The organism is Methylophilus sp. (assembly GCF_008015755.1).
Lineage (GTDB): Bacteria > Pseudomonadota > Gammaproteobacteria > Burkholderiales > Methylophilaceae > Methylophilus.
Genome location: NZ_SSGF01000001.1, coordinates 54,523 through 70,898 on the forward strand (window position 1 = coordinate 54,523; position 16,376 = coordinate 70,898).

A 16,376-nucleotide genomic window follows, 5' to 3' on the forward strand; every position below is an offset into this window, starting at 1 on the left:
ATGAGCACAAGTACAGAAATGAGCAACTCCTCAAGCGGCAACGCAGGCAACGGCCTGAAAACAGCCGCCGGTGAATACCTGACCTTTGTTTTGGGCAGCGAACAATACGGCATCGAGATTCTCAAGGTGCAGGAAATTCGCGGTTACGACGCGGTGACCCAAATCGCTAACATGCCGTCCTTTATTAAAGGCGTGATTAACCTGCGCGGCAAGATCGTGCCGATTGTTGATCTGCGCATCAAGTTTAATCTGGGCAAGGTGGAATACAACGAATTCACCGTGGTGATTATTCTCAACCTCAACGGCCGCATCGTCGGCATTGTGGTCGATGGCGTGTCTGATGTGCGTGAGTTGCGTGAAGAACATTTGCGCGAAGTGCCCTCACTGGTGACGCGCATTGACACCAAATATATCGTCGGCCTGGCCACCATTGAGCAAGAAATGCTGATCCTGGTAGACATTGATAAGTTGATGACCAGCGATGAGATGCAGTTGATGGAAGCAGCAGTACATTAATTAATTAAACAAAACTATAAAAACGTGCACAACAGCAATCAACATAAGCACGATGACTCTTACATAGAGATACTTTTTCAAGGATAAACATTATGTTTTCTACCATCGTGAACAAGCTGGCGGCAGGGACTCGGGATTATAGGAACACTCTAGATCAAGTAGCGGAATTTAGCGCACTGAAGACTGAGATCAGCAAAGCTAGAGCCATTATTGAGCTGAGCGCCAAGGGTGATATCAGCCACGTTAATGACAACTTGTGTGCCTCATTAGGCTACAGTGCCAAGGAGTTGCTTGGTCAACACCATCGCACGTTATTGGCGCGCGAAGAGGCGGCTAAGCCGGACTACGAGCAGTTCTGGAATGCCTTGCAAGGCGGCAAGTCACAAGTGGGCAGCTTTAAGCTGATCAACAAAGAGGGCGCAGAGACTTGGTTTCAGGGCTATTACGCGCCTGTAATGCAAGGTGCGCAGTTGCGCAAAGTGGTGGCTTATCTGACCGATATTACGGCAGATAAAAAGCGTAATCTGACGCTGCAAGAAGAAGAAAATGCTTTAAACCAATCGTTTGGTGTGATGGAGTGTGATCTGCAAGGCCATATTCTGACTTGCAACGAGGTGTTCCTGAAACCACTGGGGTATCAACACAGCGAAGTGGTTGGCAAGCATATTTCGATGTTTTTAAAAGAAAATACGGCGCAAAGTGCTGAATACAAGCAACTTTGGCAGAAGTTGAGTAAAGGCGAGAATGCCAAGCTGGAAATCTGCCGCGTGGCTAAAAACGGCAGTGAGTTCTGGTTTAGCACCAGTTACGTGCCTATTATGGGCGCGGATGGCACGGTCTCCAAAGTCAAAGTCTATTCATATTGCATCACTGAAGAAAAACAAAAACAACTTAACTTTCAAGGTCAAGTCGCGGCGATTAATCTATCACAAGCGGTCACTGAGTTCGATATCCACGGCAATGTGTTGGCCGCGAATCAGAATTTTTTGGCATTAACCGGGTACACCCTGGATGAAGTACTAGGCAAGCATCACAGTATGTTTGTGAGTGCGCGTTATAAGGCCAGCCAGGAATACAAGGACTTTTGGGCCAAATTAAGCCGCGGTGAGGCCGATGTCGGCGTCTATCACCGCTATGGCAAACAGGGTAAAGATATTTACCTGCAAGCGTCTTACAACCCTATCTTGGGCTTGGACGGCAAGCCGGTCAAAGTGGTGAAATTCGCTACAGATATTACTCCAGCGGTATTGGCTGATCAGGCGCAAAAGGCCAAGGCGCGCGAAGCGACCATGATTAAAAACGCACTCGATGCCTCCTCTAATAGCTTGATGATGGCGGACAAAGACGGGTTTATTACTTATATGAACCCGGCAGCACTCGATTTGATGCGCGAATCCAGCAAAACATTCAAACAGTTGTTCCCGCACTTTGATGCTGAAAAACTGATCGGCCAGAACTATGATGTGTTTCATAAAAACCCATCGCACCAACGCAATTTGCTTGGTGGCCTGACCGGTAAACACCAAACTGAAATTGGCGTGGGCGATATGTTCTTCCGCTTGACGGCTAACCCGATTTTTGAGAGCGATGGCGAAAGACTGGGCACCGTGATTGAGTGGGTAGATCAAACCCAAGAAAAACGTGTTGAAAACCAGATCAGCCAGGCCTTGAAATTGGCCGTCGAAGGTGACGTGACTTTCCGATTGGACACCTCGATTGCCAAAGGCACCGCGGTTGAGACCATGAATTCGATCAACCAATTGCTGGATATCATGAATGATATTCTGGTGAATGTGCGCGAAGCCGGTGAGACGATTAACACGGCAGCACACGAGATTTCCAGTGGTAACAACGATTTGTCAAGCCGCACGGAGCAACAGGCTTCTAATCTGGAAGAAACCGCGTCCAGCATGGAGCAACTGGCCTCAACCGTGAAACAAAACGCTGAAAATGCACGTCAGGCCAATCAAATGGCTGAAGCGGCATCGCAAGTGGCGATTCGTGGTGGTGAGGTGGTCGGTAATGTGGTGACAACCATGAGCGCCATTAATGAAAGTGCCCGCAAAATTGAAGACATTATTTCTGTGATTGACGGCATTGCCTTCCAGACCAATATTCTGGCCTTGAACGCGGCGGTAGAAGCGGCGCGTGCTGGCGAGCAGGGTAGAGGTTTTGCGGTGGTGGCAGGTGAAGTGCGTAACCTGGCACAACGTTCAGCCAGTGCTGCGAAAGAGATTAAAGAGTTGATTACCGACTCTGTAAATAAAACAGCTGACGGTACCAAACTGGTGGAAACCGCCGGTGAAACCATGCATGAAGTGGTGACTTCGGTCCAACGTGTCACCGATATCATGAGCGAAATTACGGCGGCTTCTGCCGAGCAAAGCTCAGGCATTAATCAGGTCAACGATGCGGTGAACCATATGGATGAAGTCACCCAGCAAAATGCGGCCCTGGTCGAAGAAGCGGCAGCCGCTGCTGAATCACTGGTAGAGCAGGCGTCTAACCTGATGGATACGGTCAACAGATTTAAAGTGAGTGGCGGCCCTACGCAAGCTAAACGCGCTGCACCAGCCCGAGTTGCGGTTGCCAGCCGTCCGGCAGCCCCTGTCAGCAAACCTAAACCAGCCGCCGCACAGAGTCATGCAAACAGTTATCAGCCAGCCAAGTCCGCCAAAACCGGTACGGATGATACCGAGTGGGAAGAGTTTTAACCGAATGATGTGATTAACCTGTCTGCTTGTTTCTGTGAGAGGAAAAGCCCATGACAAATGTCTTTCTGAAAGTGGTAAGTGCCCTGGTTGAAGGCTTTTTGTTGTGGGCATCGGCAGTGATTGGTTATCCCTTATAACGGATATTTTTTAATAAAGGGTGTCTTTCGCGATGAACCATGATGCCCATGCAGTCCCATTTACAAACCGACGAAAGTCGGTTTTTTTATGTCTGCTGTAACCATGAATAGGACCGTGATTTCCTGTTTTATTCCGACATATCGTTTGAACTGTTTTTGACATAATCAGAGGGTGAAAAAGTAATGTTTGTATCAATATTGTTAGCTGTAATTTAATTTAGGAATCCATGATGACAATTGCAAAACGCATGTATCTTTTGATTGCCACTTGCGCGTTAGCGATGGTGGTTCTGATCGGGGTCACTTTAAACGAAATCGTTAAAGTCTATGACACGACCAATCAAGCCAACGTGAATACTATCCCCAGTATTCTTGAACTGTCCAAAGCGCAAAACTACTATCAAAAATTGCGCCTGAATGTGTTGCGCCACGTCAGTGCGACCACGCCGGCCGAGAAAGAAAAATTGGCTGGTCAAATTCAGGACCGTAAAGCGGTTGTTGAAGAAGCGCTGACGCATTATCAGGGGTTGGTTTCTGGTACACAAGACCAGGCATTACTTTCAGCTGAAAAAGAACTGCTGAACCGCTATTTTGTGCAAATGGCTGATGTGTTGCGTTTGTCAGATATCGGCGCCCCAGAAGCGACGGACGCTTTAAAACAAGCAGACAAGCTGGCACTTGAAGTGGCTGACAAAATGGATGAGCATATGCTGTTCAACCAGAAAACCAGCTTGGAGATGGCCGCCAACGCCGCCAGCATCAAACAGCTTGCTGTGTGGCAGTCGTGTGGCATTGCTTTGCTGTGCCTGGCTGTGATCGTGGCTTTCGGTATGCTCATTACTAAACGTTTACGTGCACAACTTGGCGTTGAGCCAGCAGATCTGGCGCAGATTGCGCACAATCTGGTAGAGGGGAACCTGAACCAGAAAATTGCTTTGGCCGATAACGATAAATCCAGCGTTGCCTACTCTATTGTCAGTCTGCAACGCACGCTGGATGGCTTGGTACAATCACTGAATTACGTCAGCCAACAGCATGACGAAGGCGATATTGACTGCCACGTGGACCAAGCGCGCTTTAAAGGCGGTTACTCTGACATGGCGGCAGGCATCAATAAAATGGTGGCTGGCCACATTGCGATGAACCGCAGTGCAATTGAGGTGGTAAAAGCGTTTGGCGAAGGTAATCTGGATGTCCCACTGCAGAAATTCCCAGGCAAAAAAGCCTTTGTGAATGAAGCGATCGAACAAGTCAGAACCAATATCAAGGCCTTGGTCGCCGATGTGGATGCCTTGGCGCATGGTGCAGTTGAGGGCAATTTGTCTGCACGTGCGGATGCCAGCAAGTACCATGGTGATTTCCGCACCATTGTGCAAGGCATGAATAACACGTTGGACGCGCTGATTACGCCACTAAACATGACCGCCCGTTATATTGCCGATATCTCAAAAGGCGAGATTCCAGCCAAAATCAGTGAACACTACAATGGTGACTTCAATACCATTAAAAACAACCTGAATCAGTGTATCGATGCGATTAATACACTGATTTCAGAAATGACACACATGAGTTCCGAGCACGATATTGGTGAAATCGACGTGCGCATTAACGCGGCTAAGTTCGAGGGTGCCTACCGTGTGATGGCTGAAGGTGTGAATGACATGGTTGAAGAACATATCAATACCAAGAAAAAAGCGATTGCTTGTGTGAGTGGCTTGGGTGAAGGTAATTTTGATATGCCTTTAGAGCAGTTCCCACGCAAGAAAGCCTTTATTAACGTCGCTATTGAGCAGATTCGTAGCAACCTCAAGGCCTTGAACGACGATACCTTGATGCTGGCGGATGCTGCAAAAGAAGGTCGTATTACTGTTCGCGCTGATGCCAGCCGCCATCCGGGTGGTTTCAGCGATATCATCCAGGGCATTAACAATACGCTGGATCTGATTGTCGAACCGATTATGGCGGTGTCAGAAGCGGTTGAAACGATTACCACGGCCGCGAATGAAATCTCCAGCGGTAACTCTGACTTGTCTGCGCGTACCGAGCAACAGGCCTCTAGCCTGGAGCAAACTGCAGCAAGCATGGAAGAGTTAGCCTCTACAGTGAAACAGAACGCTGAGAACGCCAAACAGGCGAATCAGTTGGCCTTGACAGCTTCTGGTGTAGCGGTGAAAGGGGGCGAAGTGGTGAATGAAGTGGTGGCCACCATGAGTGCCATTAACGAAAGTGCGAAAAAGATTGAAGACATTATTTCTGTCATCGATGGCATTGCCTTCCAGACCAACATTCTGGCCTTGAACGCGGCGGTAGAGGCGGCGCGTGCAGGAGAGCAGGGCAGAGGCTTTGCGGTGGTAGCGGGTGAAGTGCGCAACTTGGCACAACGCTCAGCCAGTGCAGCGAAAGAGATTAAAGAGCTGATTACTGACTCTGTGAATAAAACCACAGAAGGCACCAAGCTGGTCGAAAACGCGGGTAACACCATGGAAGAAGTGGTTTCCTCCGTGCAGCGCGTGGCAGACATCATCAGTGAGATCTCAGCTGCGTCTACTGAGCAGACCACCGGCATTGACCAGGTGAACCAGGCCGTGACCAGCATGGATGAAACCACGCAACAAAACGCGGCCTTGGTGGAAGAGGCAGCAGCAGCAGCTGAGTCCTTGGTCGACCAAGCCAATCAACTGACTGCCGCGATCAGTCAGTTTAAACTGGAAGGCCGTGTGGCAAGTGGACATTCAAGAAGCAGCGCCCAGCATTACCAGGCACCGGCCAGACCAGTGACGCGTTTTCCCGGTACCCAGGGAGGAGCCGTCACAAAAAAGTTCTCTTTGGATGAGGCCAGCAAAGCGCATGACCACTGGAAAGCACGCCTGGTTGATTATATGAACGGGCGGCACAAAGAGACTATCAATCATGCTGATGCAGCCAGTGACCATAAATGCGACCTGGGTAAGTGGATATATGGCGAAGGCAAGCAGCATAGCCATCGCAAGGAATACAGAGACTTGAAAGATGCGCACGCCCATTTTCACCAGAGTGTCGGTGAGATTGTCGAGTCGGTGGCGGCGAAAAATCTCGATAAAGCCAAGTTCTTGCTAGGCGGTGATTTCTCCAGACGATCGAAAGAGACGCATGCTGCGATTAATCAATTATCCAGAGTTTTATCAGGTGGTGGCCATGCCCCGCCTGCAGCGAGACCTGCCATGACCAGTACCTTTAAGAAAACAGGTACCAATGATGGCGATTGGGAGGAATTTTAGCCCGGATTGATCCAGAAAAAGCCGACTGTTAAACAGTCGGCTTTTTTATTGTAACTAAAGTGTTAAAACCGCTGTTTATGGCTAAAGAATAAGCTGCGCCTGTCGTAAAAGTAACTAAGTGGTAAAGAATAACCACTGTTACTTCTTGTTAAATCGTATGGAGACTTTATGAAAAAAACTTTGAACACAGCCCTGACTATCGTTGCGTTATCCGCTTTCTCGGCACCAATCTTCGCCGCTGAAGTATGTACCGTTTCGATGATGGGTCGCGTTTGTTATGAAGAAGGCAGTGCTGAACTGACTTCTTCACACATGAAAGGCGACGCAGTTGCAGAGGCCGGTGCTGCCAAGAAAAAAGTAGAAGTTGCTGACGCTTCAAAAGCGAAGAAATAATCGACTTTTTTCCGACAGAGAATCCCCCTGTTTTTAGGGGGATTTTTTATGAGTTTTCATCATGTGTCCTCGGCAGTAAAAGTAAAAACTTGAGCGAAAACAAAGAGGCGAAAACGGTGTTTATTACGGTTTAGCTTGCCAGGGTATTAGCCGAAAATATAAGAAAGCCAAAATGGCTATAGAGATCAAAAACGGATTTAGGAGTCTAGATTATGAGTGTTGCTAAGAGAATGTACATTCTGATTACCGTCGCAGCTTTGGGGTTGTTCCTGCTGGCGGGAGTGAGTTATTTCCAAACTGACCGGGTATTTAAATATACCAATTTTGCCAATGAAATGGCGGCGCCGAGCATTGAAATCCTCGACGACACCTTGGGTGAGTTTGAAAAACTCAACAGCCTGATTTGGCAGCATATGCTGAACACAGATAACAGTAAAATGCAGCTCATCGAAAAAGAAGTCGCTGAGACGCATGGCAAATTGATGGCTGCCCTCAAGCGCTATGATAGTTTTATCAGCGACGCGCAGGATAAACAGTTGCTGGCTAAAGACTATGAGGCGATCAAAGCTTATGACGTGTTGGGCAGTAACACCCTGACCTTGTCGCTCTCTAACAAGAAAACAGAGGCGAGAGATGCCTTGTTGGCGAACCAGGCGGTGATCGAGGGAGTACAAAAAGCCATCCGCGAGCACAGACTATTCAACAACAAGCTGGCCAAAGACAGTGCGACGCAAGCGGCCGTTGTTAAGCAAAGCGCACTCTTTATGCTGATTGGCATTGCGCTCGCTGCATTAGCTGTGGTGGTGTCGATTGGTGTGTTTATCAAACGTAATATGTTCAAGCAATTGGGCATGGAACCTGCTGAGTTAACGGTGATTGCCCGCAATTTTGTGGAAGGCAATCTGAATCAGAAAATTACCTTGCCAGAAGATGACAAATCCAGCGTGGCTTACTCTATTCGTGTGCTGCAACGTACCCTGGATGGTCTGGTGCAATCACTGAATTATGTCAGCCAGCAACACGATGAAGGTGATATCGACTGCACCGTTGACCAAACACGCTTTAAGGGTGGTTATTCCGAGATGGCCGCAGGCATCAACAAAATGGTGGCTGGCCACATTGCGATGAACCGCAGTGCGATTGAAGTCGTCAAAGCGTTTGGTGAAGGCAATCTGGATGTGCCGCTGGAGCAGTTCCCAGGCAAAAAAGCGTTTGTAAATGAAGCGATTGAGCAAGTACGCAGCAATATCAAGCGTCTGGTGAGCGATGCTGATCAACTGGCACACGCTGCGGTCGAGGGGAATTTGTCTGCCCGTGCCGATGCAAGCAAACATCAAGGCGACTTCCGTGCGATTGTTGAAGGGATGAATAGCACACTGGATGCTGTGGTAAAACCATTGAATGTGACCTCAAGCTACCTGGATAACATTGCTAAAGGTGTGATTCCAGCCAGCATTCAAGAGCAATACCCTGGCGATTACAGCTTGATCATTAACAACCTCAATACTTGTATTGCGGCGGTGAACGCACTGGTGGCTGATGCCAATAAACTGGCCCAAGCGGCACAGAACGGTCAATTGTCTACCCGTGCCGATACCCATCTGCATAATGGTGATTTCCGTAAAGTGATTGAAGGCCTCAATGGCACCCTGGATGCTGTGGTGAAACCGCTGACAGTGACCTCAGAATATCTGGATAATATCGCCAAAGGCCATATTCCAGCGACTATTTCTGAGCATTATCCAGGCGATTACAGCCAGATTATTACCAACCTGAATACCAGCATTGAAGCCGTTAATGCGTTGGTGGCTGACACCAGCATGCTGGCAGAAGCGTCTAAAGAAGGCCGCATTACCGTGCGTGCCGATGTGGATAAACACAATGGTGATTTCCGCAAGATTATTGAGGGTGTGAACAACACGCTGGATATGATCGTAGAACCGATTATTGCTGTAACCGAAGCGGTAGAAACGATTACCACTGCCGCGAATGAAATCTCCAGCGGAAACTCTGATTTGTCTGCCCGCACCGAGCAACAGGCCTCTAGCCTGGAGCAAACTGCGGCGAGCATGGAAGAGTTAGCATCCACAGTGAAACAGAACGCTGAGAACGCCAAACAGGCGAACCAACTGGCACTGACAGCTTCAGGTGTGGCAGTGAAGGGCGGCGAAGTCGTCAATGAAGTGGTTGCCACCATGAGTGCCATTAACGAAAGCGCTAAAAAGATCGAAGACATTATTTCTGTCATTGATGGCATTGCGTTCCAAACCAACATTCTGGCCTTGAACGCAGCGGTAGAAGCCGCGCGTGCAGGTGAGCAGGGCAGAGGCTTTGCGGTGGTGGCGGGTGAAGTACGTAACCTGGCACAACGTTCAGCCAGCGCGGCCAAAGAGATCAAAGAGCTGATTACTGACTCAGTGAATAAAACCACAGAAGGCACCAAGCTGGTCGAAAATGCCGGTAATACCATGGAAGAAGTCGTTTCTTCAGTGCAACGTGTAGCAGACATCATCAGTGAGATCTCTGCGGCGTCTACTGAGCAGACCACGGGTATTGATCAGGTGAACCAGGCTGTGACCAGCATGGACGAAACCACGCAACAAAACGCGGCCTTGGTAGAAGAGGCGGCAGCGGCGGCTGAGTCTCTGGTGGATCAAGCCAATCAGTTGGCAGACGCGATTAGCCAGTTTAAATTGGAAGGCCGTGTCGGCGGTGGCTTTGGACAAAGCAGTCAATCCAGCGGCTTGAAAGTCAATACTCATAAGCCTGCGCCACCCCCAGTATCCAGCAGTTTCAGCAGTGCATCATCAGGACGACCTGTGGCGGCACCCAAACCACAGGCCAGCCCTGCGCCCAAGATATCGGCCAGAACAGGCACCGATGATAGTGATTGGGAAGAGTTTTAACGGGAAGTGAACCACAAAAACCGGCTGTTGATGCAGCCGGTTTTTTGTTGACAATCGGTCACGCACATCGCTGCCAAGCCTTGTAAAAAGCCAACCTGGCCATGACGAGCCTTTAAATTTCTTTAGGGTTGCAATTACTGCAAAAGAGCCGAGATTCCCCTTTTTACAGGCAATTCAATTCGGGCTTGAATGTTGAATAATCATCAACATAGGCTGACAAACAAGATAAACAGGCCAATTACCGGGATTTGGAATCAATTAAGGAGTGGCAAGCATGTCCTCACCATCGTTAAATACATTGGCGGGAAAACTCTCTCGTATGACACTGAAATCACAGTTGGGCTTAATGCTGGCTGTGCTTGGTGGTGGGATTGTCACGACCAGTTACCTGGATAATTTAGGCGATCGTGAACTAGCGATACAAGGCTCACATTATCAGCAAATTGTGAATCACAAGGATTTAATTGCTGATGTATTACCTCCCCCTGAATACCTGATTGAATCCTGGCTCACTGTGCTGGAAATGGTGTCTTTAAATCATCAATCCTTGCAAGTGCTGGTAGATAAAGGCAACACACTAAAAAAATCGTTTGAAGAACGTCACCATTACTGGCAAACGCAGTTGCCAGAATCAGCCCTGAAAAACACAGTGACTGGTCCGCTATTCGAGAGCGGTAATGCGTTCTTTAACGTGCGTGATAACGAGGTGATTCCCGCGATCCGCAGTGGAGATAAAAAACAAATTGATCAAGCCCTCGAGAGATTGCAGGCAGCCTATCAAAAGCATAGACTGGTGGTTGACGATGTGGTCAAACTGGCAAGCGATGGTGCCTTACGTATCGAGCAGCAAACGCCAGTGTTGATTAACCAGAACGACTGGATTAATTATGGCCTGAATATTGGCTTGATTCTTTTCAGTATCGGCGTAGGCTCTTTATTGATTGCAGCGATCAGACGCAATATAGGTGGTGAAACTTACGAAGCGCTGGAAGCGGCCAAAGGGATCGCCAGCGGTGACTTTAGCAGCAATGTAGTGTCGCAAGGCAATAGCGATGATAATGTGATTCAGGCCTTAAACCAGGCCAAGGCGACATTACGCACGCTAGATCAGCAAATGACGGATGTTGTCGCTGAACATGCCAAAGGCAATATCAAGGCCATGATTGATGTTAGCAAGTTCAGTGGCGAGTATTTCAATATGGCGCAAGAGATTAATCGCATGCTCAAGATGCATGCCGATATCCTGCGCAAAACCAGTGACTCCATGCAGTTGCTGGGGCACGGTGATTTTAGCGCCCAGCTGGAGACCTTGCCTGGGGATTTAAATGCTTTGAATGTCAGTTTTGACAGCTTGAAGGATAACGTCAAAACACTGATTTCTGATATGGCGCAGGTTTCTGCGGCACATGCACAAGGAGACATTGATGCATTGCTGGATATCAGCCAGTTTGATGGTGATTTTAAAGCCGTGGCGCAAGGCGTGAACCAGATGGTGACTGCCTACGTCAGCGACACCGAGAAGTTTATTGCGGTGATGGACAATATCGGCCGCGGTGACCTGACGGTTCAGCTAGAAGCCATGCCTGGCCAAAAAGCGGCCATGAACAAGAGCGTAGATCGCATTCGCGGCAACCTCAAAGGCATTGTCGACTCAGTGAACTGGGTCAATGCCGAGCATGAAAAAGGCAATATCGACATGACCTTACGTGCCGATATGTTTAAAGGCCAATTCTCGTTGCTGGCAACCAGCATCAACAATATCGTGGCTGGCCATATCGCACTCAACCAGAAAGCCATGGCCTGTGTGCAGGCGTTTGGCGATGGTAACTTTGACGCGCCGCTGGAACAGTTTCCAGGCCAAAAAGCAAAAATCAATCAAACCATTGAGCAAGTGCGCAGCAATTTGAAAGCCTTGAATGCAGATGCGCAAATGCTGGCAGAAGCGGCCCGTGAAGGCCGTGTGACGGTGCGCGCCAATGCTGCAAAACATCCTGGCGACTATCGCAAGATTGTTGAGGGCATGAATCAGACGCTGGATATGATCGTCGAGCCAGTGCTGACCGTGAAAACTGCTGCTGAATCAATCAATATTGCCGCCAAGGAAATCGCGCAAGGCAATGCTGACTTAAGTCGCCGCACTGAAGACCAGGCGGCTAACCTCGAAAAAACGGCTTCCAGCATGGATCAACTGGCTTCGACCGTGAAACAGAATGCCGATAATGCCAAACAGGCTAATCATCTTGCGGCGCAAGCCTCAGAAGTTGCGGTCAAAGGCGGTGAAGTGGTCAATGCCGTGGTGAGCACCATGAGTGATATCAACGAAAGCGCGCACAAGATTGAAGACATTATTTCTGTCATCGACAGCATTGCTTTCCAGACCAATATTCTGGCCTTAAATGCCGCCGTAGAGGCAGCACGTGCCGGTGAGCAGGGTCGAGGCTTTGCGGTGGTGGCAAACGAAGTGGGCAATTTGGCTCAGCGTTCGTCAGTGGCTGCGCGTGAAATTAAAGAGTTAATCACTGACTCCGTTAACAAAACCGCAGAGGGTAGTCGCCAGGTAGAAGAAGCCGGCAACACCATGCATGAAATTGTGGATTCTGTAAAACGCGTCAGTGTCATTATTGGTGAAATTGCATCCGCCTCCAACGAGCAAAGCGCTGGCATTGCCTTGGTCAATGATGCGGTGATTCGCATGGATGATGTAACACAACAGAATACTGCGTTGGTAGAACAGGCGGCCGCAGCAGCTGAATCGCTGATGGATCATGCCAATGAACTGGCAACCGCGGTAGGTGTATTTATTGTGGATGGGCATGCAACCGTGCCCGGCCACAAATCAGGAAATGCAGGCTGGGACGAAGGATATCGTCAGGTCAGCAACGGTTAGGGCAAAAGTAATTGCCCTTTAATAAGTAGTACTTTTTATCAGGAGTTAAAAAAATGGCTGTGATTGATCGAGTGTTAATTGGTGAAGGTTTAGTGATTGAAGAGCGCCCAGAGGGTGGCTTGGATTTGAAAAATGTGGCGCACATTGACTTAATTATGGGCCCACGCGGTAGCGCTGCAGAAGACGCATTTTGTCGTACGCTCACCGACCAAAAACAAGGGGTAAACGGTTTATTGGCGATTGCAGCGCCAAACATGATGGTAAAACCAAACACAGTGATGTTTAACAAAGTGACCATTAAAGATGGTCGCCAGGCAACACAAATGTTTGGCCCGGCACAACGTGGCGTTGCCATGGCTGTGATGGATTGCGTGGCTGATGGCACCATCCCATTGGAAGAAGCTGATGACGTGTTTATCTGTGTTGGCGTATTTATCGACAGCAAAGCAGACATGGATGACCGTATTCAGGACTGGAACTATCGCGCAACTAAAATGGCGATTAAAGCCGCGATTGCCCGTGAGCCTAAAGCCGCTGATGTGGTGAAACAATACAAAGAAGCGTTGCACCCATTTGCCGCGCAAACGCCAGAGGCGCAAAACCGCCGTGCAGATGACCAGGCAGCCGCATTAGCCATCTCACAAATGCAAGAGCGCAGCAAGTATGCACGCACCAGTGCTGAAGCCAAAGCCAAGGAAGAAAAACAGATTGAATTGGCCATTGCACAAATGAAAGATCGTATCGATACCACAAAGGCTTAATTTTTTAGCCAATGTTTAGCCAACGGATTTGCATAGGATAACGAAGTGAGTGCATTGAAAAAACAAGAACAGGAAGCGCGCGAGTTTTTGTTTACGCGCGATGATTTCGTCAGAATTAAAAGCCTGATTTATCGCCATGCAGGCATTTCATTATCCGATGCAAAGACCGATATGGTGTACAGCCGTATTGGTCGGCGGTTACGCGCACTGGATATGCTCAGCTTCAAACAGTATCTGGACACGTTGGAAAATAATAACAATGCAGATGAGTGGCAGGCATTTACCAATGCGCTGACCACGAATCTGACCTCATTTTTTCGGGAAGAACATCACTTTCCGATATTAGCTGAACATTTGAGCAAGCTAGCGGCACGCAAGCCTGCCAAACCCATCCGTATCTGGTGTTCAGCGGCCTCGACCGGCGAAGAACCATATTCGATCGCCATGACGGCCTGCGAAGCGTTTAACACCCTCAAACCGCCAGTTGAAATTATTGCCACTGACATTGATACCAATGTGCTGACAACGGCCGCGGCCGGGGTTTACCCGCTGGATCGCGTCAAAAAAATGGATGATGCCAGAGTACGCAAATTTTTTGAGCGCGGCACCGGCAAGCATGATGGTCTGGTGCGTATGAAAAAAGCCCTGCGTGAATTGATTCACTTTCATCAGCTCAATTTGCTCGATACACAATGGCCATTTCACGACGGCTTTGATGTGATTTTTTGTCGCAATGTCATGATTTATTTTGACAAGCCGACACAAGGCAAGATTATTGATAAATTTGTCACCTTAATGCATGAAGACAGCTTGTTGCTGGCCGGACACTCAGAAAACTTTTTGTATGTGTCCGATCACCTGCAACTCTTAGGAAAAACCGTCTATAAATTAAAAACCAGTGGCGCGGCACGTTCCAGCCTGTTTACGCATCGGAAATCGACATGAGTGTCATGCAAGAAGAAATTTCAACCACCCTGTATTTTGACAGGACGTTTAACACAAACGCCGCCAAAATATCACCAGGGGAGTATTACTACACGGATAAAGACATGCTGATTGTCACGGTGCTTGGTTCGTGCGTGTCTGCCTGCATCCGTGATAGCCGCACGGGGATTGGCGGTATGAATCACTTTATGCTACCCGATGGGGCGGCAGCAGATAAAGATAGCCCGGTGTCAGAATCGATGCGCTATGGCACGTATGCCATGGAAGTGCTGATTAACCAGTTATTGCGCAATGGTGCCAAACGTGAAAATCTGGAAGCAAAGATTTTTGGCGGTGGCAATGTATTGCGCAGCTTTACCACCAACAACGTCGGTGACCGTAATGCGGCGTTCGTCAAAAAATACCTGAAAGATGAGGGCATTAAAGTCACGGGTGAAGACTTACTGGATATTTATCCACGTAAGGTCTATTTTTTTCCAAAAACCGGCAAGGTCTTGGTTAAAAAGCTGAAACAACTGAACAACTACACATTGGTCAAACGCGAACAAGCTTACTCTAGCAAGTTGCAGACCAACGATGTGGGTGGGGATATTGATTTGTTTTAAATAATAATTAAAAAAGAGGACAAGCCATGAAAACAAAAGTACTCGTCATTGACGATTCGGCGCTGATACGCAGCCTACTGAGTGAGATTATCAATGACACCAAAGACCTTGAAGTGGTGGGCACCGCACCGGATCCGCTGGTCGCCCGGGAGATGATCAAACAGTTGAACCCGGATGTGCTGACGCTGGATGTGGAAATGCCGCGCATGGATGGCCTGGATTTTCTGGAAAAACTCATGCGCTTGCGGCCGATGCCGGTGCTGATGGTGTCTACGCTGACTGAAAAAGGCTCAGAGATTACCTTGCGCGCATTAGAGTTGGGTGCGACAGATTTTGTGACCAAGCCTAAAATGGGCATTTCGCAGGGCATGCAGCAGTATGCTGATGAAATCACCGACAAAATTCGCACCGCTTCCAGAGCTAAAGTCAGTACCTTGCAAAGTATTGCCAAGGCGTCTAACACTCAGGTACAGCAGAATGCGATTCGTAACCCATTGATTAGTAGTGAAAAGTTGCTGATTATTGGCGCGTCAACCGGCGGTACCGAGGCGATTAAATCAGTGTTGATGCAAATGCCATCCGACTGCCCAGGGATTCTGATTACTCAACATATGCCAGCCGGCTTTACCAAGTCTTTTGCCGAGCGCTTGAACACTTTGTGCAAGATTGCGGTAAAAGAGGCGGTGGATGGCGAGCGGGTGTTGCCAGGGCATGCTTATATTGCACCAGGCGACAAGCATTTGCTGCTGGGCAGGAGTGGCGCTAACTATGTGACCAAGTTATCAGACAGTGAGCCAGTCAATAGACATAAGCCATCAGTCGATGTATTGTTTGATTCTGCAGCTTTGAATGCGGGTAAAAACGCGGTGGGGATTATCCTCACCGGCATGGGCAAAGACGGCGCGGCGGGCATGCTGCGCATGAAGAATGCCGGCGCTTATAATTTCTCGCAAAATGAAGAGAGCTGTGTCGTATATGGCATGCCGCGCGAAGCGGTCGCACATGGTGGCGTCCATGAGGTAGGGCATCTTAAAGACCTGCCGCGTATGGTGCTGCATTATTTAGCTACTAATAGTGAACGTGCCCTGCGTGTGTAACGTAGTGGTGAACAAACAGACAAATCCCGGTTTTATCGACAATAGCATTGTGCGTCATTTATCAGATAATCAACGCTACGGGATAGGTAACTAATGATAGTGGAGTAACAAATGGGCAACCCTAATACAAAATTTCTGGTAGTGGACGACTTTTCCAC

At 48.7% G+C, this 16,376-nt stretch carries 10 protein-coding genes; all 10 read left to right on the forward strand.

Annotation, left to right across the window (positions count from 1 at the left end; genetic code table 11):
• The 10 genes from E6Q52_RS00265 to E6Q52_RS00310 all read left to right on the forward strand — a co-directional run bounded on the left by E6Q52_RS00265 (position 1) and on the right by E6Q52_RS00310 (position 16,218).
• Positions 1-516, forward strand: coding sequence for a chemotaxis protein CheW (locus tag E6Q52_RS00265; RefSeq protein WP_292817213.1), 516 nt, complete (start codon positions 1-3; stop codon positions 514-516).
• Positions 517-608: 92 nt separating this feature from the next.
• Positions 609-3,230 carry a methyl-accepting chemotaxis protein gene (locus E6Q52_RS00270; RefSeq protein ID WP_292817215.1) on the forward strand — a complete coding sequence of 874 codons (2,622 nt, stop codon included), beginning with the start codon at positions 609-611 and terminating at the stop codon, positions 3,228-3,230.
• A 367-nt stretch (positions 3,231-3,597) separates the two neighbouring features.
• Entirely contained in the window at positions 3,598-6,624 is a 3,027-nt protein-coding gene (locus E6Q52_RS00275) for a methyl-accepting chemotaxis protein (protein ID WP_292817217.1), read from the forward strand.
• A gap of 168 nt (positions 6,625-6,792) precedes the next feature.
• Positions 6,793-7,017: a hypothetical protein gene (locus E6Q52_RS00280; RefSeq protein ID WP_019882307.1), complete on the forward strand. Its 225-nt coding sequence runs from the start codon at positions 6,793-6,795 to the stop codon at positions 7,015-7,017.
• 212 nt (positions 7,018-7,229) lie between these two features.
• A complete protein-coding gene (locus tag E6Q52_RS00285; RefSeq protein ID WP_292817219.1) occupies positions 7,230-9,923 on the forward strand; it encodes a methyl-accepting chemotaxis protein in 2,694 nt (897 codons plus the stop codon).
• Between the two features lie 274 nt (positions 9,924-10,197).
• A complete protein-coding gene (locus E6Q52_RS00290) occupies positions 10,198-12,810 on the forward strand; it encodes a methyl-accepting chemotaxis protein (protein ID WP_292817221.1) in 2,613 nt (870 codons plus the stop codon).
• Between the two features lie 53 nt (positions 12,811-12,863).
• Positions 12,864-13,571 carry a formaldehyde-activating enzyme gene (gene fae, locus E6Q52_RS00295; protein ID WP_194741955.1) on the forward strand — a complete coding sequence of 236 codons (708 nt, stop codon included), beginning with the start codon at positions 12,864-12,866 and terminating at the stop codon, positions 13,569-13,571.
• Positions 13,572-13,616: 45 nt separating this feature from the next.
• Positions 13,617-14,516 carry a CheR family methyltransferase gene (locus E6Q52_RS00300; RefSeq protein ID WP_292817225.1) on the forward strand — a complete coding sequence of 300 codons (900 nt, stop codon included), beginning with the start codon at positions 13,617-13,619 and terminating at the stop codon, positions 14,514-14,516.
• Positions 14,513-15,121 carry a chemoreceptor glutamine deamidase CheD gene (gene cheD / locus E6Q52_RS00305; RefSeq protein ID WP_194741957.1) on the forward strand — a complete coding sequence of 203 codons (609 nt, stop codon included), beginning with the start codon at positions 14,513-14,515 and terminating at the stop codon, positions 15,119-15,121. The genes E6Q52_RS00300 and cheD overlap by 4 nt, the downstream gene beginning before the upstream one ends.
• Before the next feature lie 26 nt (positions 15,122-15,147).
• Positions 15,148-16,218 carry a chemotaxis response regulator protein-glutamate methylesterase gene (locus E6Q52_RS00310; RefSeq protein ID WP_292817228.1) on the forward strand — a complete coding sequence of 357 codons (1,071 nt, stop codon included), beginning with the start codon at positions 15,148-15,150 and terminating at the stop codon, positions 16,216-16,218.
• The last annotated feature ends 158 nt before the right edge of the window (positions 16,219-16,376 follow it).

Excerpts from the sequence above, each read along its gene's own strand:
- E6Q52_RS00265 (WP_292817213.1), top strand. The coding sequence starts at position 1 with ATGAGCACAAGTACAGAAATGAGCAACTCCTCAAGCGGCAACGCAGGC.
- E6Q52_RS00270 (WP_292817215.1), top strand. The coding sequence starts at position 609 with ATGTTTTCTACCATCGTGAACAAGCTGGCGGCAGGGACTCGGGATTAT.
- E6Q52_RS00275 (WP_292817217.1), top strand. The coding sequence starts at position 3,598 with ATGACAATTGCAAAACGCATGTATCTTTTGATTGCCACTTGCGCGTTA.
- E6Q52_RS00280 (WP_019882307.1), top strand. The coding sequence starts at position 6,793 with ATGAAAAAAACTTTGAACACAGCCCTGACTATCGTTGCGTTATCCGCT.
- E6Q52_RS00285 (WP_292817219.1), top strand. The coding sequence starts at position 7,230 with ATGAGTGTTGCTAAGAGAATGTACATTCTGATTACCGTCGCAGCTTTG.
- E6Q52_RS00290 (WP_292817221.1), top strand. The coding sequence starts at position 10,198 with ATGTCCTCACCATCGTTAAATACATTGGCGGGAAAACTCTCTCGTATG.
- fae (WP_194741955.1), top strand. The coding sequence starts at position 12,864 with ATGGCTGTGATTGATCGAGTGTTAATTGGTGAAGGTTTAGTGATTGAA.
- cheD (WP_194741957.1), top strand. The coding sequence starts at position 14,513 with ATGAGTGTCATGCAAGAAGAAATTTCAACCACCCTGTATTTTGACAGG.
- E6Q52_RS00310 (WP_292817228.1), top strand. The coding sequence starts at position 15,148 with ATGAAAACAAAAGTACTCGTCATTGACGATTCGGCGCTGATACGCAGC.